Source organism: Helicobacter magdeburgensis (assembly GCF_000765825.2).
Lineage (GTDB): Bacteria > Campylobacterota > Campylobacteria > Campylobacterales > Helicobacteraceae > Helicobacter_C > Helicobacter_C magdeburgensis.
Genome location: NZ_JRPE02000017.1, coordinates 1 through 22,996, shown reverse-complemented (window position 1 = coordinate 22,996; position 22,996 = coordinate 1). Strand labels below are relative to the sequence as shown.

General features: G+C 29.3%; 19 protein-coding genes. All 19 read left to right on the top strand.

From position 1 onward, the window contains the following. Nucleotides 1-6 precede the first annotated feature (6 nt). Nucleotides 7-546 carry a YopX family protein gene (locus LS74_RS09370; RefSeq protein ID WP_138129078.1) on the top strand — a complete coding sequence of 180 codons (540 nt, stop codon included), beginning with the start codon at nt 7-9 and terminating at the stop codon, nt 544-546. Beyond that, complete coding sequence (locus tag LS74_RS09365) at nt 543-1,121, top strand: YopX family protein (RefSeq protein WP_034585772.1); 579 nt, start codon at nt 543-545, stop codon at nt 1,119-1,121. Before LS74_RS09370 ends, LS74_RS09365 begins: the two co-directional genes overlap by 4 nt. Then, on the top strand, nt 1,118-3,556 hold the full coding sequence (locus LS74_RS09360) for a hypothetical protein (RefSeq protein WP_034585768.1): 2,439 nt from the start codon (nt 1,118-1,120) through the stop codon (nt 3,554-3,556). Before LS74_RS09365 ends, LS74_RS09360 begins: the two co-directional genes overlap by 4 nt. A gap of 96 nt (nt 3,557-3,652) precedes the next feature. Beyond that, nucleotides 3,653-3,898 (top strand): hypothetical protein, encoded by a 246-nt coding sequence (locus LS74_RS09355; protein WP_034585766.1) that lies wholly within the window; start codon nt 3,653-3,655, stop codon nt 3,896-3,898. Nucleotides 3,899-4,032: 134 nt separating this feature from the next. Beyond that, nucleotides 4,033-4,782, top strand: coding sequence for a hypothetical protein (locus tag LS74_RS09350; RefSeq protein ID WP_034585763.1), 750 nt, complete (start codon nt 4,033-4,035; stop codon nt 4,780-4,782). Nucleotides 4,783-4,866: 84 nt separating this feature from the next. Further along, on the top strand, nt 4,867-13,146 hold the full coding sequence (locus tag LS74_RS09345) for an SNF2-related protein (RefSeq protein WP_034585761.1): 8,280 nt from the start codon (nt 4,867-4,869) through the stop codon (nt 13,144-13,146). Nucleotides 13,147-13,228: 82 nt separating this feature from the next. Continuing rightward, on the top strand, nt 13,229-13,462 hold the full coding sequence (locus LS74_RS09340) for an AbrB/MazE/SpoVT family DNA-binding domain-containing protein (protein ID WP_034585758.1): 234 nt from the start codon (nt 13,229-13,231) through the stop codon (nt 13,460-13,462). Further along, nucleotides 13,456-13,812, top strand: a complete 357-nt coding sequence (locus LS74_RS09335; protein WP_034585755.1) for a type II toxin-antitoxin system PemK/MazF family toxin — start codon at nt 13,456-13,458, stop codon at nt 13,810-13,812. Before LS74_RS09340 ends, LS74_RS09335 begins: the two co-directional genes overlap by 7 nt. Before the next feature lie 12 nt (nt 13,813-13,824). After that, nucleotides 13,825-15,831 carry a coiled-coil domain-containing protein gene (locus tag LS74_RS09330; RefSeq protein ID WP_034585752.1) on the top strand — a complete coding sequence of 669 codons (2,007 nt, stop codon included), beginning with the start codon at nt 13,825-13,827 and terminating at the stop codon, nt 15,829-15,831. 1 nt (nt 15,832) lies between these two features. Continuing rightward, complete coding sequence (locus LS74_RS09325) at nt 15,833-17,056, top strand: HipA domain-containing protein (RefSeq protein ID WP_052086373.1); 1,224 nt, start codon at nt 15,833-15,835, stop codon at nt 17,054-17,056. Further along, on the top strand, nt 17,056-17,823 hold the full coding sequence (locus LS74_RS09320) for a Fic family protein (RefSeq protein ID WP_084584212.1): 768 nt from the start codon (nt 17,056-17,058) through the stop codon (nt 17,821-17,823). Before LS74_RS09325 ends, LS74_RS09320 begins: the two co-directional genes overlap by 1 nt. Then, the gene (locus LS74_RS11495; protein ID WP_236096903.1) at nt 17,823-18,626 is read left to right on the top strand and encodes a hypothetical protein; all 804 of its coding nucleotides are present in this window, start codon (nt 17,823-17,825) and stop codon (nt 18,624-18,626) included. The genes LS74_RS09320 and LS74_RS11495 overlap by 1 nt, the downstream gene beginning before the upstream one ends. Nucleotides 18,627-18,725: 99 nt before the next feature. Next, nucleotides 18,726-19,964, top strand: a complete 1,239-nt coding sequence (locus LS74_RS09310) for a hypothetical protein (RefSeq protein ID WP_034585749.1) — start codon at nt 18,726-18,728, stop codon at nt 19,962-19,964. 20 nt (nt 19,965-19,984) lie between these two features. Continuing rightward, nucleotides 19,985-20,242, top strand: a complete 258-nt coding sequence (locus tag LS74_RS09305; protein ID WP_034585746.1) for a hypothetical protein — start codon at nt 19,985-19,987, stop codon at nt 20,240-20,242. A 12-nt stretch (nt 20,243-20,254) separates the two neighbouring features. Next, nucleotides 20,255-20,908 (top strand): BspA family leucine-rich repeat surface protein, encoded by a 654-nt coding sequence (locus tag LS74_RS09300; protein WP_138129076.1) that lies wholly within the window; start codon nt 20,255-20,257, stop codon nt 20,906-20,908. Nucleotide 20,909: 1 nt separating this feature from the next. Further along, nucleotides 20,910-21,344, top strand: coding sequence for a hypothetical protein (locus tag LS74_RS09295; RefSeq protein ID WP_034589622.1), 435 nt, complete (start codon nt 20,910-20,912; stop codon nt 21,342-21,344). Next, nucleotides 21,341-21,850 (top strand): hypothetical protein, encoded by a 510-nt coding sequence (locus LS74_RS09290; RefSeq protein ID WP_034589623.1) that lies wholly within the window; start codon nt 21,341-21,343, stop codon nt 21,848-21,850. The genes LS74_RS09295 and LS74_RS09290 overlap by 4 nt, the downstream gene beginning before the upstream one ends. 20 nt (nt 21,851-21,870) lie before the next feature. Further along, entirely contained in the window at nt 21,871-22,392 is a 522-nt protein-coding gene (locus tag LS74_RS09285; protein ID WP_034589626.1) for a hypothetical protein, read from the top strand. Between the two features lies 1 nt (nt 22,393). Beyond that, the coding region (locus LS74_RS09280) for a BspA family leucine-rich repeat surface protein (protein WP_138129073.1) at nt 22,394-22,996 on the top strand (603 nt) is incomplete at its 3' end.

Below are 22,996 nucleotides of genomic sequence, written 5' to 3'. Positions count from 1 at the left end.
GTAAAAATGAAACTAGCAGATTTTGATTATAGGATTTGGGACACAGAGAATAGAAAATATGTCAATGAAAATTATGCAAAAAATTATCATTGCGTGGGGATTGTAAAGTGGTTTGAAAACTTTCTCGGTGAAACTCAAGATTTTAATAAAAATGAATTTTTTGGATTTCAATTTTTTAATAGACACGAGAGCGGTTGCGGTGGTTTTAATGCTACCGAGAATGCCGAGATAGAATTATGGACAGGCATAAGAGATAAAAATGGCAAAAAGATATACGATGGGGATATTGTTTTGATACAAGAGAACAAAGAAGCAGAATTTTTTCCACTTTACCTAGATGATAAACATAGAAAAAGAGATATAAAGTTTCTAATCTCACAACCTTTCATAATAAAACTTACAGAATTAGAGCCTTTTGTATTTGATGCCTATGATATTGCTACTCAAGGAATTGCCTATCCACTAGAAAAAATTAGAGATTTTGTTTTTGAAGTCGTAGGCAATATCCACGAGAATGCTGATTTGTTAGGAAAGGATAAAGAATGAAGTTAGAAGACTTTGATTTTAGGGTTTGGGTTGGTGGTTTTGCCATAGCAAATGGAGAAGTATGGAATGGTGGATATATAGATGATTCCTATATGAAAAAAAACCAATTCAACAAAGTAATAGCAATGGGGTTAGTAAAGTTTTACGACAAAAACAAAGAAAAACTTGATGATATAGAATTTTTTACCTTTTATAACAATGTCGGCTTTAATCACGGAGTTAGTAATGATATAGAAATTGAGCTATGGAGTGGATTCTATGATAAAAATGGCAAAAAAATCTACGAGGGCGATATAGTTTGTTTTAAAAATAGGGGCAAATATAATGATGATAGAGATGAAGTTTTAGCAAAACACATCAAAGAAAAATGCCTTAAAAAAACATTTTTAGCACAGATATTTTTCAAAAATGTGGGAGGGGGATATTGTATAGAACGAGAAGTAAAGAGAGGAAAAAAATACTTAGGAAAAAGATACTTTAGTCTTTTTGATATGTCTTTTTACCTTAACTTTAGATTAGAGGTAATAGGCAATATCCACGAGAATCCAACACTACTTAATGGAGGTGAAAAATGAAAAAAATGAATTTTTTGTTTGCGGTATTATTCATACCATTTTTACTTTTAGGCAATGGAAATCAGCAAAGTGCAGAAAATGCGAGTGTTAATCAAAAAGCAAAAAAGGTTTTTTCATCAAACACTGATATAATTAGCAAAAATTGTTCTTGGGAATGTCGTGATGTCAATTCGGGATATGTAACACAAATATCAGGTTTTGATTTTAAGAATGGTAGAACATTTTGTAAAGTCTTTGATGAAACAAATTTAACTCAAGATTTGGGTATTGAAGCTGGAAAAAGAGTTACAGGCTGTAATATTCCTAATCTTGCAAATCAATACCAAGACATTATCAATTCAAGTAAAAAGTTTCAAATAAGTAGTAATATCAAATTTCAACAAGATGAAAAAAATATTACGATGACAAAATTCCTTACTGCTTTGGTAACTTTAAATCCAAATATTATTAATAGAGATGAAACAGAAGCTAGAGGGGAAATTGTTCTTCAAGATGGAATCAAACCTATGTCAATATGGACTTTTATGAAAAATTTTGAGCAAAAACAGTTTCGTCCTTTAGATACAGAGCCTGGAAGTATTTGGGATAGTATTCAAAATTATGTAGGAGACACCATTAAAAAAGGTGCTAAAATGGTTAAAGATTCAGGACTTGAATCAACAGGAGAATTTATAGAAGATACTCTTCTAACAACTACTTATGAAACAAATTATTTAAGCACCTCTGCCCTAGATGGTTTCAATAAAAACAATATGGCATATTTTTCAAACCTGTTTTTAGCTAATGAAAAAATCTACCAACACTTACAGATTTTTCTTTTTATGCTTGTTGGAGGATTTTTTGTAACTCAAATTGGAGCAAGTAAATTACAAGCATATTTAGAAAATAGGGGACAAAGTAGCTCTAATGAGCCATATTTGCATAAGTTTTATATTCCACTTTTAATGGTTGGAACTTTTTTTATGCCAATACCTGAAGCTAATGGCAAGGCACATTCTACCATTATGCAAAATGTCATTCGTTATTTTACTATCCATTCCACAAACCTTGCGGATATGGCAAATGCTGTTGGAGCAGAAACTTATATGAATAAAATCTATAAGAGTTTGGGCGGATTATCTAATGATGGAATAGGCTTGTTAATTGCTGATAAGAGTATTAATAATTTCATCATAGAAAAAGGAAATGAAATTTATGAAAAAACTTGCTTAGAAAGATATGAAGAAAAATTAGGCTCTTTCAACACAAGTAGTTTAAATTATCAACTTTTAAACGAAGAACAAAAAGAAGAGCTTAGAAAAAACTATACTGAAAATGATGTGAATGGAAAAGCAGGAACTAAAGAAGATATTAGTTTTGAAGCTTGTATTTTGTTAGAAGTCCAAATCAAAGAGGCTTATCAACAAAATACAAGGCTAGATTCACAATTTGAAGAAATTAGAAAGTTTCATAGCTCAGGTGGAGCTAGAGAAAGGCTTAATGAGATAGATAAATATTTTGCAAATAGAGATAGACAATTAGGTTGGGCAGATTCCATTCTCATACCTAGCTCTGCAATACTTGCTGAAACTTTTGCTTTTGCAAAAGACCAAATTGCAAAAGATGATATGAAAAAATCTACTGAAGCCAATATCAAAAACACTTTGGACGCAGAGAGAAAAGGCGATGTAAGTAGAGGAGCAGATGATATTTCAAATAGTGCATTAGGCTGGGTTGCAGGACAATTAGTGTGGATGATGTTACCTGGTGCTTCCGCAATTAAAGAATTTGCACTTGAAAATCCAAAAAAAATGGGACTTGCAATAGGGGGAGCTATTGGCGATGAAAAAGGTGGTGGTTGGTATCAGCTTGGAGGTGCGGCAGCAGGATTTGCTACAAGCTATGTTTCTAAATCATTGGTAGCTTATACTTCTACTATTACTATTTTACAATGGACTTTTGAGAAAATTCCATTGCTTGTTTGCACCACAGCTTCGCTTATTGCTTTTGTGTCTTATCTTGTTTCATTATGTAAATATTTTTATATCTCTCCATTTGTAGTAGCTTGGGGTATGGCTACAAGACAGATGAATAAAATAGTCCAATTTCTTGTTACAGGAATAGCTATTTTTCTAAAGCCTGTTTTGATAGTGCTTTTTATATACCTTGCTTTATTCGTGCATACGCTTATTGATGAGTTATTCTTATTCTTATCTATTCAGCAATTTTCAGGCATTGAGACAGGGACTTTAAATTTCTATACAAATTTCATTACAGGAGCTATTACAGGACTTTTAGCAATGTTTGGGAAACTTGCTTCAGCCTATATTATGTGGAAACTTATTATTTCAGGTTCAGGCTGGGCGTTATCACTTGTAGGTATTGATGGCAAACAAGATGATGTGATTGCAAGTGGTATAGAATCAAATCTTGCAAGAAGAGCCTTTATCGCATAAAAGTGTAAATTTGCACTTTTATTTATTGAGATTTGCATTTTTAGGTATAATAGTTATAGATTATATACCTAAAAGAAGAAAAGAGGTGGCAAAAAAATGAAACTCAATAGATTTTGGAGTGTAATTTGGTGGCTTTGTGTAATGGGATTTATTATACAAAATGGGCTTAAAGATAATATTTTAAAAGGCTTTGATATTTTTGCTATTGTTTTTGTATTTGGACTTATTATTATATATGAAATATTTTTTAATTTTGAAAGGCGTGGTATAGTATTTGGACTAATTATGGTTGGAATACCTGCTTTAATTCTATTTCTCATTTCGTATAACTTCATTCACTGATTTTAATAATTTTTTCTTAGTTTGTTAAAATCCCTTAGAAAAGTGCAAATTTGCACTTTTTAAGTTTTGTTTAAAACAAGAATTTTTCTAAATAGCTAGAATTTTGTCGTATCTTAAATTTTAAAGGAGACAAAATGCCAACTAGCACAACAGAATTGTTGAAAACAGAATTAGGAAAAGCTTTCTTGGAAGCCAAACAAAAAGATGATAGAGCTAGAATGTTCTATAAGAAGAATGAAATTGGAGAAGATGTTGTTATCCAATGGAATCCATACAAAAAACTTGATGAAAATCCTTATGCGATTGTAGTGGCAAATGCTTTTGATGAGATGATTAAGAAAACAATTCCACAAGACGCTGTATTAAGCACAAGTTTTCAAAATTGGATTAACAGAACAAAAAATGAATTGATTGTTGATTCTAAAATCGCAAGAGATGATTATTTTAAAGCTCAAACCAATTTTGAAACAGGCGAATATACAGAAAATAAAGGCAATGATTTGCTAAAAGCAAAAATGGATTATTTAGAAATGACACTTTCTCGTTTCCAAAAAGCTTTCACGACTCATATGGAAAGGAATGCAGACAAAGCATTTGCTGATGAAGCAACTTTGGAAAAGTTTAAAGCTTATTACATTCAGCAATCTGAAAAAGTGAATGAGAGATTGGAAAAAGGCGACTTTTCTGCGTATGACAGGAAAGACAAAGAGGGCAATGTAATTAAAGCTGGAAGTGAAGAAGACGCACAACAACACAAAAGCAATATTGATTCATTACTTTCTGATGTTGCAAAAGCTCAACAAGAGCAAAATGCAAAAACGCAAGAGCAGGTTACAGAAGATTATGTCGGAGACACTCTTGATAAAATCCATAAGATGAGATAATCATCACTAGCAGGAATTATTTTCCTGCTAAAACTTTAAAAATACAATCATATAAGACAATATTTATAAATATAGGATTTTTGAATGAATGCACTTCTTATTGTCCAAAATAATGATAATTATCTAGCAGTTATTTGTGAAGATTTACAAACAAATGATTTAGAAAAAATTTATACTCAAGAAAATAAACTAGAAAGTTTTAGTTTTTTTAAATCATTTGTTTTTCAATTAGGAGCTAAACAAAATTTTATAACTCAAAAAGAAGAAATTGATAATTTCCTTGCAAATAAGAAATCTAATGAATTTGAGTTGGATTTGATTTTAAAATATAACGAAAAGAATCAATCTATATCATTTTTTATTCCTAACAATATAGATAATAATGATTTTTTGATAGAATATAGTTTGGAAAATGATTTTTATTTTTTTCAAGAAAAAATTCAAGGAATAAAAAATGAGCAGTTTGCTAAGTCAATTACTGAAAGTGAAGATTCTAGAAACAAAGGACATATCTCCGAAGAAACTCAAGGAAATTCAAATAATGGAGGAACAAGAAGAGGGCAACGAGCAGGAAGAAATTTTGGGGGATTACAGCCAAGCTTTAGAGATGAGTTGGGAGAAAGAAGCCAAAGAAGCGTTCAAGATAGTCAAAAAGAAATTAACGAACACGATGGAAAAGGATTTACTTATCCTATGGAAAGTAGTTCCGATTTTACGGAGAAACAAACACAGACAAGTAACAATACAGAAAGTCAGGGGCTTTTTGATAAGGAATTTAACGAAGAATTTAATAACCAAAGAGGGAATGAAAGAGAAAGAAGCACAGGAACAAGCACAACAAACAATAGACAGACTGATAATGGTAGGAATGAACGAGAGCTTCAGGAGTCCAATGGTTTATTCAATAATGGAGATGAGGGATTTAAATCAGATTCTCTTTCTGCAAAAGAATTTCAATCCACAAATGAAAGACTTATTAGAAGAATTAATTTGCTATTACAATCCACACAGCTGGAGGGAATTGTTAAAAGAGTATCATCAGACTTTGCTAGAAGTTTTAGCCAAGCGGATAGAGAAGAAATACGAGAAAATAATGAAAGAGAAGCTTTACGAGATAAATCAAACAATACAGAGTTACAGCGAGAACCAAGCTTATTTGATATTTCAAGCCAAGATGGAGGTATTCAATCCCTATCAGCTAGTGGGGGACAAAATATGGGATTTGAAATGGCAGATGATGGAGGATATAGAGCAGGAACTGCTAATAGAGGGGAACGAGTTGATACCACTTTTAGTCAAAGTCTCTCCACAAGCCAAGAAGATAATAGAAGAATTGAAAGTGTTTCAAATAGCAATGCCAATAACATTCAACATATTCAAGGAATGTCTAGCAATTTTAGCAATTCAGTTGGAGAACAAGAATCTCTTTTTGAAAATGCTGACAACGAGCAATCCAATGGAGATACTCATCAACAATCTCAACAAATTCTACAAGGAGAATCAAACTCATCAAATAGCGGAGGAAATACCACAGATTTTGGAGATAATGAGCTTGGAGTATCAAAAGGCGAAAATGGAGAACAAAATAACACAAATGAGCTTCTTGGAGAAACTCATCTTGGAAAAGAACAAGAATCTCAAATCGGAGGAAATCAACACGATTTGTTGGAATCAAGACAAGATAAAATCAGAGATATTGATGAGCTTCGCCAAACACAAAGTTTGGAAGTTGGAGAGCATAACACAAATTTAGAAAATTTAAATAGCAATAAAGAAATCAAAGATAATGAAGAAAACAATACTTTTAAAAATAAAATATCATCTCTTATTGATAATGTTGAAATAATCAATGAAATTTTAAAATTAAAAGACAATATCATACAAGATGAAAATTTTCAATATTCTTTGTATGATAAACAAAATTCACGCAAATTATTTGCGGATATTTTTAAAAATAAATATTTAGATTTTTACTTAGAAAACTCGCCATTTTTAGAACAACTTGGAGATAAACAATTAGAGTTTAAAAATAATATTCAAGATATAGTTTTTAATGAGATTATGGAAGAATATGAAAAATCATTAAAAACAAACGAAAATAAAGATAATGAGCTTGGAGTATCAAAAGGCGAAAATGGAGAACAAAATAACACAAATGAGCTTCCTGGAGAAACTCATCTTGGAAAAGAACAAGAAAGTGAAAATATTATTTTAGAGCAAGAAAATATAAATGAAAATTTAAATTTAGATTTTAAAACATTTAGTGAATATCAATTTTTAGATATTCTTGATGGAGCAGAATATAAAGGGGAAATAGATTTTAATTTAAATAAATCACAAAGAATAGAAGCTAACTTGGAGGCACTTAAACTCACACAAGAAATTTTTTCTCAAAATCGTTTAATAGCTACTCCAACAGAACAAGAAGTTTTAGCTAAATTTAGCGGTTTTGGTGGATTGAGAGAATTATTTTTTGATGAGAGATATGAAAAAGAAAGAGCAGAATTTGAGAATATTTTAGGAAAAAAATTATACAAGGAAATCAGCTACTCAAGCTTTAATGCTTATTACACTCCAAAAAACATTATTAATTCTATGTTTCGTGGATTAGAAAAAGTTGGCGTTCCAAGCAATGAAAAAGTAAAAGCATTAGAGCCAAGTTGTGGGATAGGACATTTTATAACATTAGCTCCTCCAAATTATGAATTTGAAGCAGTTGAAAAAGACACATTGACTGCTACCATTGCCAAATTCCTACACCCTAAAACAAAAATTCATAATAAAGGTTTTGAAGAAATTGATTTTGATAGAGAATTTGATGTTGTTATAGGCAATCCGCCTTATGAAAATATAAGAATAGATGATAAAGAAAATAAAGAGCTGATACATAATTATTTTGTTTTAAAATCACAAAATTTACTTAAGGAGCAGGGTGTTTCAAGTTTTGTAATTACTTCAGGGTTTTTAGATTCCACTTATAATACACATCGTTTAAAATTAACAGAAAATAATCTTTTGTTAAATGCTTTTAGACTTCCAAATTCAGCTTTTGGTGCAACTCATACAAATGTTTTAAGTGATATAGTATTTTTACAAAAAGTTGCAGACTTTAAATCTTTTAATACAAGATTGGAAAATCAAATAAGACAAAAGTATGATGATAATTCATATTCAATAAATTTAACACACGATTTATACAATATGAGAATGACTTTAGAAAAATTGGAAGAAAAAACTTTTGCTATGGAAAGTTTATCTACAAGCAATATTGATGAAAAAGATATTAATTTTAATAAATATTTTGAATTGTATTATGATAATATTATTGGAATGACAAATGCAGGAACAAATCAATTTGGAGAAAATACACTCCTAGTTAGAGATGATGGAAGCTTAGAAAATTTATCGGAGCATATTCAAGAAAAACAAGAGATATATCAAAATTTTTATAATACCACTCCTGCAAAAGATTCAGATTTAAAATCCTTACATAATATGAAATTAGACAATGATAAAATTAATTATATTCAAGAATTGCGTATAGGGAATATTTTTGAATATAATAATAATTTTTATATCAAGGAAAAAGGCTTTAGTTATTCAGAAGTTTATTTTATTGATAAAATTAGTCGTGATAAAAAATATATTCTTAATGAAAAAGATATTATTTTAAACCTAAATAAAGATGGTTCAGAAAAAGAAACAAAAGACATTCAATACAAAACATACCCAAATGATAAAGAAAAAGAAATATTAAAGCTAATTATTGAGTTTAGAGATTTACTAAAGAAAAATATTAAAAATGAAAAAGAACTGCCAAATGATGACTTAAGTAATGAAGCTATTATGGCGGATAAAAAGCAATTAAGGGACTTGAGAGATAAGATTATTTCTCTTTCTAATGCTAAAAGCTTCAATCAAACAAGACAACAGAGAAAAACCGATGAAAATAAAATGGTAGTTATGCACACTTTGAAAGATATGATTGAGCTTGAAAAATTAGAAAGTTATAGAATTAGAAGTTGTGAAAATGAAATTAAGAAAATTATTAATGGTAAAAATATTGTGGAGTATGAAGTTTCTGATATTCTCAATAAAAGAGTTTTGTATCCTATTGAAAAGAAAGAAGCTACAAATCCAACAGAAGCCTTGCAAAAAACAATTAATGATGTAGGTATTATTGATTTAGAAATTTTGCAAAGTTATTTACCAAAAATGCCATTGGTTGATATTTGTAAAGAATTATCAGAAAACGAATTAATTTTTCCAAATTTAAATACAAAAAATTCCTATGATTTAAAATCTGTTTTTTTAAGTGGAAATATTAAAAATAAATTAGAAAAAATAAACGATATGATTGAAACAAATGCTAAATTTGATTTGCCATTTAGTTTAGAATTAAATCAATATGCAGAAATTTTAAAAAATAATTTTCCCAAAGATATTGGTTTTGAGGATATTGAAATTACATTTGGAGCAAATTTTATTGATATTGATATTTATGAAAATTTTATTAAAGAAACTTTTTTTGAGAATCCATCTTTAGCAGATGTAAAATTTGAAAAAAATAAATCTTTTTATATTTTGGAGAATTTTAATATAACACAAGAACAAGAAGATGGGACTATATTAACAAGAACAGCAGATACAGAGAATAGCGGAGACTTAAATGAACTTGCAAAATCTTTAGAAGTGGATAATGAGAAACAAGAACGAGCAATCACAATAAAAGCTATGCTTGAAAAGACAATTAACAATGAAAAATTAGAAGTGGCTCATTCTGAGTCAATAGGTGATGGAAAATATCGTAGAATTGTTGAAACTATTCCGACAAAGAAAGCTTTAGATAATTCAGAAAATATTAAAGATATGTTTTCAAATTATATTTTTAATAATAAAGAATATAGGGATAGAATTGAAAAGAAATATAATGAAATTATTAATGTTTTTTCAAATACAAAACTAGAATATAAAAATTACTTAGAAATGCCAACATTAAACAAAGATATTAAATTTAGACAACACCAAGATAATGCTGTTTTTAAAGGTATTTCAAATCAGGCAATGCTTTTTGACCATCAAGTAGGTGCTGGAAAAACACTTGTTGCTATTGGTTTGGTAATGGAGCAGATACGAATGGGAATGATAAAAAAAGCATTGATTCTAGTTCCAAATCATCTTCCTAGTCAATGGGCAAATGAATTTTCAAGAGCTTATCCAACAGCTAATTTATTAGTTGGGGATAAAATAAATAGCAAAAAAGAAAGAAAAGAATTTTTATATAGAACTAGAAATGGAGATTTTGACGCCATTATTATGAAGCATTCAACTTTTGAAAATATGAATGTTATGCAGACTTTTGAAAAAAGTTTGATTGAAAAAGAATTATTAGCTCTTCAAAATTCTCTTAATGAGAGAAATAATAAAGACAAAGATGATAATAATATAAGCGATTCTTCTATGAATAGATATTTACTTTCAAGAAAAAAGAGCTTAGAAGAAAAATTAACAAAAAAAGCTAAAGGTAAAACTTATGACGATGAAATTGCTTTTGAAGATTTAGGTATAGATTGCCTTATAGTAGATGAAGCACATTTATTTAAAAATCTATTTATAGAAACAAAACAGCAAGTGAAAGGATTGCCACAAACAGATTCTCAAAAAGCAATGAAAATGTATTGTGCTACACAATATATGCACCAAAACAACTTTAAACTTTATTTTCTTACAGGAACTCCTGTAACTAATTCTATTGCAGAGTTTTATACGATGTTGAGATATATGCAACCAAAAACATTGAGTGAGTTAGGTTTAGAGCATTTTGATGATTGGCAAAGAGCATTTACAAGCATTGTAACAAGCGAAGAATTAGATTCTAGTGGTGTAAATTATACTCTTGTATCAAGGCTTTCAAAATTTATTAATGCCCCTGAGCTTATGGCTATTTATAAGCAAAATGCAGACATTATAACAAATGAAGACATAGAAAAAATTACAGGAAGAATTGTTCCAAAATTTGAAACAATGAATGTAGTTACACCAAGAAGTGAATTGCAAGGCAATTATATAGGCATAGAAGATGAAAATGGAAAATATACTCCTGGTTCAATTATTGATAGAATGGATAAATATCACGAAGACCCAAGACGAAACAATCCTCTCGTTTGCACTTCTGACGCAAGAAAGGCAGGACTTGATTTTAGATTAATTAACCCTGAAGTAGATGATTATGAAGATTCAAAAATTAATAAAATGATAGAAAAAATTTTATTTCATTACAATGATGAGCGATATGAAAAAAATACACAAATTGTTTTTTGTGATTTAGGAGTAAGTAAAAACCATTCACAAAAAGTTAATATGAATGAAACTCTCAAGCTTAAATCAGAAACAATAGAGGAAACTGCTAGTAGATTAGGACTTGAATTTTATATAGAAAAAGAAAAAGTAATAGATGATAGTGGAGAAGAAAGAGAAATAGAGGCTGATAGCTATTGGATAGAATACAAAAAAGATAAAAATGGTAATTTTATTTTAGATAAAAACAATGAAAAGATTATTCACAAGAAATATGGTTATGCTGATTTGGTTGAAGAACAAAGCAATTTTGATGTATATAGTGATGTATTAAAAAAACTTGTTAAAAATGGTATAAAGCAAGAAGAGATTGCATTTATTGGAGACGCAAAAACTGATATTCAAAAACAAGCTTTGTTTGATAAGGTTAATGCTGGAGACATTAGAATAATTATTGGTAGCACAAATAAAATGGGTGCAGGAACTAATATTCAACAAAGAGTAGTTGCATTACACGAGCTTGATTGTCCCTGGCGACCTGATGAAATGCAACAAAGACTTGGACGAGCAGTTAGACAAGGCAATATGTTTTTTGAAAGAGACAAAGAAAACTTTAAATTAGCTCATTATCGTTATGCAACGGAACAGACTTATGATTCAAGAATGTTTCAAATCAACGAGCAAAAACTTTTACCGCTCATTCAAATCAAAAAAGCTGATGTTCTTGAAAAACAAAGAGTTTTTGATAGTATAGATTCCGAACTTGTAAATATATCAGATATGAAAGCTGTTTCAACAGGAAATCCATTTATTTTGGAAAAACATATATTAGAAAAAATTTTTAAAGAAGAAGTTCAAGGATTAGAATATTATAAAAGAAGTCTTATTGCTAGTGAAAAAACATTAGACAATCTCAAAAATCAAAATGCTTTCTTAATAAAAGAATTAGAAGCATTAAGAGAATGCTTTAATAATAAAGGTTTTTCACAAGATAATTATGAGATAGAAATATTTGGAATTAAAACAAGTAAAAAGCTAAAAAATAAATCCGATGAAAATGCTTTTAAAGAAGCAAGAGAGAAAATAGCAAAAGAATTAATGAAAATGGAAAACCAACCTGATACTTATGTTGAAAATGGAAAAATAGAAGTTTTAAAAGCAAATAATATTTCACTCATTTTTACATTATCTTTTGGAGGACTTGATAAGAACAATGTATATTTCAATGGCAAAATAATTACTCAAAATGGCAATAGTCTTTCCGCAGAAAATTTAATTTTTAAAAGTAATCGTGGAGTGTTGCAAAGAAGTATTGTTCTTGATGGTTTATTGGAAAGACTTAAAAATACTTTTGAAAAAATACCATCTATGTTGCAAAAGTATGACGAAAAAATAAAAGAAAATAATTGCAAAATAAATGAAAAAGAAAACTTTTTAAAAAATAATAATGTGGAAAATTATGAGCGAAAAATCTTACTTGATACGCTTAAGCAAGATGTTCGCAATATGAAAGAAATAATAAATATTCGTAATGCGAAGAGAAAAGATGGAATTAAAATTGATATGGATAGTCCTGAAATCAAAGATTTATTACCACAATATAAAAAACTATTAAATGAAAAAGGAAAATTCATAGGGGCAGAAGAAGCTAAAAAAATTAAATCACTCAATAATGTAATAAAAAATGAAAATGAATTATTAAAAAATAAAGAGAATAAAGAGAATAAAGAGAATAAAGAGAATAAAGAGAATAAAGAGAATAAAGAGAATAAAGAGAATAAAAAAGAAGATAAAATATCTAAGGTTGTAAAAAAAGCCGTAAAAATAAAAGAAATGAAATCTGAAAATAAAGCTATGGATACAAACAGAGATGGAAATCAAAAACAAAATATAACTAAAGAAATAGAAAAAGAAATTCTTTCAATAGATGAAAATATTCAAAAAGTTCAACAAATTCAAATTGATTTTAAAGAATTTCAAGACAAGCAAAGTTTGGAAGAAAAAATTAGCATTTTAAAAGAAAATCAAATAAATATCAAAAATACTCCAAGAAGCAAATATTTATAATTTAAGTTATGTATAAACATATATCCTGTATAATTTTATTCAAAGTATATACATTATACATAAAAAACAAAGAGAGAAAGAAATGGTTGCAGAAGCAAAGCTAAGAAAATGGGGCAATTCATTTGGTATTAGAATACCAAATGAATTTATTAAAAAACTTGATATAACCCAAGATACCAAAATGATATTGCGTATAGTAGATGATAAGCTCTTGTTGGAAAGACAAGAAAACCTAAAAGATTTGTGCCAAGCAATAAGCGAAACAAATCTCAATACGCAAAATGACAGCATTGAGAGCAGGGGAGTGGAATGGTAGAAAATATTGAAAATGCCTATGTTCCTGAAATGGCTGATATTATATGGATTCTATCTACTATACATAAGGAAAATAAGCAAGAAAAGAGTTATCCTGTTCTTGTCTTAAGCCCAAAGATATATAATGAAAAAAGTGGATTATGCCTGTGTGTGCCATTCACAAGTAAGATTAAAGGCTATCCTTTTGAAGTGCGGTGTGAGATTTTGGATAAAGATTCAGCCATCTTAAGCGACCAACTTACAAGTGTGGATTACAAAGCAAGAAAGGCTACTTTCATCACTCAATGTGATGAAAGCGTATTCCATCAAGTCAAAGCAAAAATAGCTTTATTGCTTGATTTAAATTATTAAAAGGAGAGAGTAATGCTAAATATTTCAATACGAAAGGTAGATTTTAATGAGCTTAATATTGAAAACCTATCAAAACGCCCCATTTTAGATACACTAGAGAAGTTTTATAAAGGCAGTGAGAGTGAGTATTATGAATTTTTAGAGCAAAATGGCTTATCATATTTTAAAAGCTTCTCCACTATGGCAGAGCTTAAAGAAATAATGGATAACGATGTAAAAACACTCAATGACATAGCAGAGAATACTACAAATAACAAGCTTGATTTTAAAACCATTAATTTTCTTAAATCTAAGAATCTTAAAGAAGTGCAAGAACACGAATTTTACAAGCTCACTATTGATTTGCGTGAAGTGAATGAAAAAGAAAAGGAGCATATTAAGGATTTGTTTTTAGAAACAAAAAGCGTTTCTTTGGTGGATTTTATGGATATTGATGGGGATTATTGCTCACTTATCTATCACAAAAAAGGTGCATTTTATTATAATGATGAGCCTTTTATGAATAATGCCAAGCCTGAGCAACTCACCCTTTTGGAAAACTATGCCTTGCCAAAGGATAATAACTTCATTATGGGGAGATTCTTGTTTGATTTGGCTTGTAAGCTTGATGATAACGATATAGAAGAATCCTTTTGCGTAAAATACAGCAATGGAGAGAAAAATATTAAAAATATTCAAGAAGTTATCTATTGGGGACATTTGAATGCGGAGGAAAAAAGAGAGCAAAAGGAGCTTATAAAATCTCAACTAGATACGCAAAAAGAAGCCCTAGATTTAGCAAAGAGTGAGCTAAAAGCAGAAGTCCAAGCAAGTAGAGAATCTTTAAAACAAGCAGAGGCTCAAAAGGTGTTAGAAGAAGATAAAAGCACAAGGCTTTATACTATCGCTCAAATGCCTAAAGCCCAAGCCCAAAATGATAAGCCAAACTTAAATGATAGCCCAAACACACAACAAAGTGCTGATGATAAAATTGCAGAGGTCATTGCAAAAAGTATAGAGATTTATCGTCAAAAAGAGCTTGAAAAAACTAAATTGCGATTAGAAAAGGCAGAAAAAGATTCTTTAAGTGCTTATAATGACTTGAAAGAATATCTTAATAATGGGCTAAGTATTTTAGAGGCGATTAAAAATATTCAGCAAAAATATAGGAATGATGATACCATTAACTTCGCAAGTTTGCTTTTTAGCAAAGATATTTTAAGTCTCTCTCAAAAAGAGCAAGAAATTATCACGCTTAATAATGAAAAAGAGGAGCTAAAAGCAGAAACTAAAGAGGCTTATAATGAAGTAGAAAAAAGAGAAGAGACTATTTCAAAGCTTAAAAGCACACTGCAAACAAAACTCAATGAAATGAAAAACTATGAATATGAGTTGCAAAAGGACTTTGAAGCAAAACTGCAAGAAAAAGAAGCTCAAATGATTGAAAAGCTAGAATCCTTTGAAGCCCAACAGCAAAACGCCATAAGTGAGTATGAAAGCGAGATTAATGAGCTAGATAATCTTAATCTTGAACTTAGCAATGAAAATAAAGCCCTGCAACAAAGCACTTTAGAATTAAAGGCTAAAAATGCAAGTTTAGAACAAATGCTAGAGCAAAATAAAGCAATGCTAAGTGAAAGTAAAGAAGCCCTTAAAAATAATGCTGAAAATATGAATAAGCTTAACACGCTTAATCTTGAGCTTAAAAATCAAAATACGATGTTAGAACGCAATTTAGAATCTAGCAGGAAAGAGCTTGAAAGCATTTCAAATGAGTTTAAAGCTAAACTTGATGAGATAGAATCTCATACTAAGAAAATGTATAAGCTTGAAGCTCAAGCAGAAATCTTTGACGAAAAGGAAAAAGACTATAAAGAGCAAATGGCAGAACTCAAGCAAAAAAATGCTACACTAGAATCTAAGCTCAATAACATATTAGATTCTATGTTGAATAAAACTCAAGCTCCACAAACTCCACAAGATTCACAAGCGGAGAAAGCCAAAAAGAATGTAAGAAGCAGGGATATACTTGGAGATTAATATGCAATATGTGCTGAAAAACAAAGATAAAGAGATTGTGAGATTTGAGGTTGTTGAAAAAATTAAAGAATTTGAAAGTGGAAAGGGTATTGTTGAAGCTATTGTAAATATTGAAGTAATTAATGAACTTCCACATTTTTTAATACATACAAATGATATTGCAAACAATCTTAAGTTGTTTATAGAAAACAGGAAAGTCCCACAAAATAGAGCTTTTGTTGAAAATATTATTGCCACTTATAGCACAGGTGGCAAAGAAATGCTTATGGATTATATTGATGTCTCTTTGGGACTTTCACTCAATGATTCATATTGGATTATCCCCTCTAGCAAAGATTATAAATGGAAAGATTATAATCTTTATGATAATGAATTTAGTGAAGCATTACAAAGAACCTCATTTGGAGAAGAGCTATTGAAAATCAAAGGCTTCACCTCTTCGCCTGAATATACCACAAATGGAATGCTTAAAAAATGTTGGCATAGAGAAAATGGGAAAATTTATCTCTACAAAGCAAATTCTAATGGCGGTAAAGAAGCTTATGCTGAATACTATATGTCTCAAATTGCTGAAGTTATGGAGTTTGATTATGTGTCTTATGATTTAAAAATATTTCATAATCAACTTGTAAGCTCTTGCCCTATATTTACAAATGAAAATGAGGGCTTTGTGCCTATGTATCAATTTTTAGATGAAAAATTTTACAAAATTAAAGGCTTGGAGCTTATAGAAGAAATAACTAAAATTTATTCAAATGAGTATTTTGTTGATTTAATGCTTTTTGACGCACTCATTTGTAATACCGATAGGCATTTGGGTAATTTTGGAATGATAGTGGATAATAGTTCAGGCGAGATTTTGCGACCTGCACCCATATTTGATAATGGCTATTCTATGCTAAATCTAATGAAATATCCACAAGATGAATGGTTTTTTAAAAAATCTATGACTAAATCCTCTTGGTTTGATTTAAGTTTTGAAGAGCAACTTTATCGTTTTGCACGAGAGAAGCACACCATAAACCTAGAAAAACTTACCAACTTTACTTTCAAACGCCACGAGCAATATAATCTCTCTAATGAATGGCTAGAATCCATTGAAAAATGTATCCAACAAAGAGCCAAAAAGGCTTTAGAATTTATTGAAGAGAAAAGTTTGAATCGTAATATGCAACAAGAGCAAGATTCTACATCAAAAACACACAAAGCAAAAAGGCGTAGATAATGAAAGAAATGATTAAGATTCTTTTATGTGAAAAAAATAATGGCTACAAAAATGGCTTATATCATTTTTTACAAATCCACTTTGCTTATAATTCAAATCACATTGAGGGTAGCACACTCTCTAAAGACCAAACACGCTTTATTTACGAAAACGATTCTTTTATCGCAGAGCCAAATCAAATCATAAAAACAAATGATATTTTAGAAGCAAAAAATCATTTTAGGGCATTTGATTTTATTTTAGACAATATATATGGGAGGCTGGATATAAATTTTATGAAGCAATTACATTTTTTAGTGAAAAAAGATTGCAGTGATATACAAGTGATAGGGGATTTTAAAAAAAGACAGAACTTTGTGGGAGATATTAAAACAACACCGCCAAAGCAAGTTTTAGGGCATATAACAAAGCTATTAAATAGCTACAAAGATAATAAGAGCCTTGAAGACATCATAGATTTTCACTTTCATTTTGAAAAGATTCACCCATTTGAAGATGGGAATGGGCGAGTAGGGCGACTTTTAATGTTTAAAGAATGCTTGAAAAACAACATTGTCCCTTTTGTGATTGATGAGAAACATAGATTGTTTTATTACAGAGGGTTGAAAGAGTATGAAAACACAAAGGGATATTTAATTGATACTTGTCTATCTTGCCAAGATGATTTTAAGGCAATTTTACAAAACTTTGAGGTTAATCTTGCTACGAGTGCTGAATCTATGCAAGATTCTACACCAAAAACACACAAAGCAAAAAGGTGCAGATAATGCTCCAAAGGGCGAGAAGTCAAGCTTCTAGGAGTTTTTTACGAGAATTAGAATTTGCTCTTGTTGCTATTGCTGATGAAAAGCCACGAGAGTATTTTCTCTCCGCACTCCAAGAGATAGATTCTAAACGCAAATCTCCACAGATTACAAAAACAGGGGAGAAAGATATAAAAAGTGAGATTCTAGCCTACCTTAATCAAAAAGGCTACACACAAACAGCTAATATATGGGCTAGGGCATTAAGCATTGATAGAAAAGATATAAACAACTTATTACACATACTTCAATCAAGGCTGTTAGCTCAAGGCATAGAGGGTATATGTGAGGTGCATTTACAAGACAGAGAGATAAACTCGCCACATATTCAATTTGTAGGTATTAGAGCAGATGAAGCAGAATCTATTATCGCCCATACGCTTGTAGAGCTTGGCTATGAAAGTAGTGTAGAGAATGCCCTAAGCAAAAAAGACTTCCGCCCTTACTTTAAAATTAACGCAAAAGCCCCACACCCAAAACATAACGACATAGACAAACAAATCGCCTATCATCGCTCTATAAGACAAAAACAAATCAGCGATGATGAAATTGATAAATTGCTTGAAGCATTTGAAAATAGATTAGAATCTTTGCGTCTTAAAACACAGCAAATGAGAAACTTGCAACAATCACAAGCCAAAAGAGAGACACAAATAAGTTTTGAGCAAAGACTACAACAATCTACACAGAATAAAGCCAAATCTCTACAAGACTTCAAAGAAAAACGCAAGGAATACAGAATAAGAAGACTAAGAAGAAGACGATAAAGACACAAAAAAAGTGCAATTTTGCACTTTTTAAGTTTTGTTTAAAACAAAGTTTTTTAAAAACAATTAATATTCTTTCTAAAAATACAAGGAAAGAATATGGAAAGGGCAATAAAAAATCTAGAAACACTAGCAGAAAATAAAAAAGACCCTATTTTTAATGAGTTTGTGGCTCATTTTAAAATGTTTATTGAAAAAGCAAAAAAATCTTCAAATTTCAACTTAAATGATAGTAAAGACTTTCAGGAAGCTTTAAAAACATATTTTAATCAATCACATAATAAAAATAGAGAAGATAATTATGCCACTTCTATTGCATATTTCTCTGCTGAGTTTTTTCAAAAAGGAAATGTTGATTATGATAAATTTTTTGAAAATTTTACTAAAAATGAATTTTTTATGAAAGAAAATGAAAGAGAAAAACAAAAAAATGAAGAAATGCAAAAGCTTATTAATAAATTCTACAACAAAGAAATAAATTCACAAGAGTTAGACATTCTTGCAGAGCATTTTTTTGAAAAGCTTAAAAATTTTAAAAAAATAGGATTGGAAAACAATTTAATTTCTGATGAAAAAGAATATTTAAACAGGATTGAATTAAAGAGAATGGATTTTAAAAATTATAGTGAAGAGGAAAAAGATAAAACAATATATCAGCTAGATATATTACATAATTATTTAGTATCAGAATATATTGAAAAAAGAAATCAAAAACAATCAAAAAGCGATAAAAATGAAATAATCAATGTAAAAACCAATGATATTGAAGAACAAAATGAAAATATGAATAGTTTAATAAAAAATCTAGAAGAATCTCATTCTGATACTGCAATTTTGCATAATCTAAGCAAAGATATTGAAAGAATCAAAGCCTTAAAGTCTGATACTGATTTTGCACCTCCAATTTCTCAAGAAGTATCTGTTGATGAAAAAAGAATAGCAAGTGTTCAGGCAATGTTTCATTTTATCAGAGACAAAGAACAAATAGAATTTCCATTTAAAAGAGAAGATACTCTTGACAATAGATTTTTTAAAATAGATTTTTTTGAAGAATTAAGAAAATTACCATCGCAAGAGCTTAAAAAACTTGTGAATGAAGTGAAATTGAAAAACCAAGCATTAAGAGCAGAAATAGCAGATATGAAAGAAGAAAAATATAAATTAATGCAGGAGCTGGGTGCTAGTATAGGAGAAAATAGCAGATTAACTGATATTAAAAATATTCAAGAAAACAATCAGCAAAATCTTTTTATTGAATCAAATGAAACAAAAAAATTGGAATTAGTTGGAGCAAATACAGAAAATCAAGCACAGATTAGTTATAAAAGAAAAAGATAAAAGAATATGGAGTAAAAAAAATGAATGAAGCAATATCAAAAGAACAATATAGATTAAAAGCAAAGATAATATTTTTTCTATTTTCAAAAATTAATATTTTTATATTATTTTTTGCTTATGTTCTTACGGATTCTCTAGATGGTTTTGTTATTATATATGCAGGGGTGGGACTTATAATTTATAGATTTGTTTTTTCTCAAACAAAAATGGATAATCCGTATAAAATATTTTTATTGCAACATATTAGTAATTTTCTTAAAAATTCAAGAAAAAAATAAGGAGAATGTAAAATGAAATACAAGCCACAAACAAAAGAAGAATTAAAAGAATTGATAAAAGACGAATCTATTCATTTAGGAGATATTGACACTACTCATATCACCGATATGATGGAATTGTTTAGAAATTCAAAACGCACAGATTTTAGCGGAATTGAAAAATGGAATACAAGCAAGGTAGAAAATATGGCTCTTATGTTTGAGGGTGCTACAAATTTTAATCAGCCTTTAAGCTCTTGGGACACGAGTAAGGTGGAAAATATGAGTTGTATGTTTTATAACGCTACAAATTTCAATCAGCCTTTAGATTCTTGGAATACAAGCAATGTAGAAAATATGATTGGTATGTTTAAAAATGCAACAAATTTTAACCAACCACTTAATTCGTGGGATATAAGTAAAGTAGAGGATATTTATTCTATGTTTGCAAATGCTACAAGTTTCAATCAGCCTTTAGATTCTTGGAATACGATTAATGTAGAAAATATGAGTAATATGTTTCAAGGAGCGAAAAGTTTTAATCAAGACATTTCTAGTTGGAGTATAAACGAATATTGTTATACAGATTTTATGTTTGAAAATTGTTTGATTTCGGAAGAAAACAAACCACAAGCCTTGCAAGAAAATAAAGAAGAAAACAATTCTACTAAAACAAGGAGAATGTAAAATGCTAAAAATCACACCAAAATCTCACACAGACCATAGTATCTTAACTTATGAAGAGTGGAAAATTCCACAGGCTCGTTTGGAAGATTATAAAAATGATGGAACAAGTGAGTTTTTAGGGTATGTTTTAGAAGATGGAACTATTGCCATAGCAGATAGAGACTATAAAGAACATAAATGGAAAGATATAGATGGTAATATTTATGATTCATATTTTCCTCTTGAGACAACAGAGCCTACTTATAGAAAGACTTCGTATGAAATAAATACTCCAATGGTAGAAGAAAGAATTTTGGAAATTTTGAGTAAAGATAAAGAAATGTATGAAAAATCTGCTGTAATAGGTAAATTTGAAAGTATTGTAAATGATTTTGCAAAAGAAATATTAAGCGAGTCGCAAGAAGAAACTCAATCACACACAAGGAGAAAAAGATGAGAAGTATGGCACATTACATTTTAAATGAACTTTCAATATCCGAAGAAATAAGAGAAAAGATAGAAGCAATTAAAAACTCTTATAATTCATATCAAAATTTTAATGATTTTAGATTTTTAATGCAAGAATTAGAATCATTTAGAATAAATGAAAAAATGAGTGAGAACGCTATAAAAGCTAACATCAATAATTTTATTCATAGATTTATAAAAAAATTGAATAAAATATTGGAAGAAAGCAAAGAAATGGAAAAGGAAAAAGAACATAATATTGAAAGTGAAGATGCTATATTCTTTGATATTATGGCAAAACTCGCCATTTTTAAAGATAGAGGAACAATAGGAGAAGAAAAAAGTGTCCTTATGACTGATATTAGAATGCTTTTATCAAAAGAAATAGATACGGATAAAAAAGAAATATTAAAAGAAACTCTAAATATTTTAGATTCTTATGATGAAGAAAAAAATGAAAAACATATCAATAAAATGCGTAATAAGCAGAATTAAACTATAAAAAAGGAGTTCAAATGGGCAATATACATACACCACAAGAGAAAGAATATTCTGAATATAATGAAAAAATAAAAGACTTTCTTATTGATGTAACAAATGGAAAGTATGGAGGATTTTTAGATATGGCAACTGCATTAAAGCTTGTTGATGATTTGAAAATGGAGACTTCTTTAGCAAAACAAATTATTGATTTTCAAGATGATATAGGGGATTATTCGTCTGATATAGACCCTGTTGTAATAGTTTTAAATAATGCTACTAATATTGCTGAAAATGAATTGAGTAATTTAGGAATACCTGTTAATTTTATTGTGGAGGGAAATTATTTTGACACTTATGTGTCCCTCTCTAATGCTGATAAAGAAAGCCTTACTGAAGCATTAGAATTTGATTTTGAAATATTTGACAATCTTTCTCCCCTTACTGCAAAAATCTTAGATTATGCAAATTGTGATATTGAATATTTAAAATCTAGTATTAATGAACCACATACAGAAAATAAAGAAAACAATTCTGCTAAAATAAGGAGAATGTAAAATGAAATACAAGCCACAAACAAAAGAAGAATTAAAAGAATTGATAAAAGACGAATCTATTCATTTAGGAGATATTGACACTACTCATATCACCGATATGATGGAATTGTTTAGAAATTCAAAACGCACAGATTTTAGCGGAATTGAAAAATGGAATACAAGCAAGGTAGAAAATATGGCTCTTATGTTTGAGGGTGCTACAAATTTTAATCAGCCTTTAAGCTCTTGGGACACGAGTAAGGTGGAAAATATGAGTTGTATGTTTTATAACGCTACAAATTTCAATCAGCCTTTAGATTCTTGGAATACAAGCAATGTAGAAAATATGATTGGTATGTTTAAAAATGCAACAAATTTTAACCAACCACTTAATTCGTGGGATATAAGTAAAGTAGAGGATATTTATTCTATGTTTGCAAATGCTACAAGTTTCAATCAGCCTTTAGATTCTTGGAATACGATTAATGTAGAAAATATGAGTAATATGTTTCAAGGAGCGAAAAGTTTTAATCAAGACATTTCTAGTTGGAGTATAAACGAATATTGTTATACAGATTTTATGTTTGAAAATTGTTTGATTTCGGAAGAAAACAAACCACAAGCC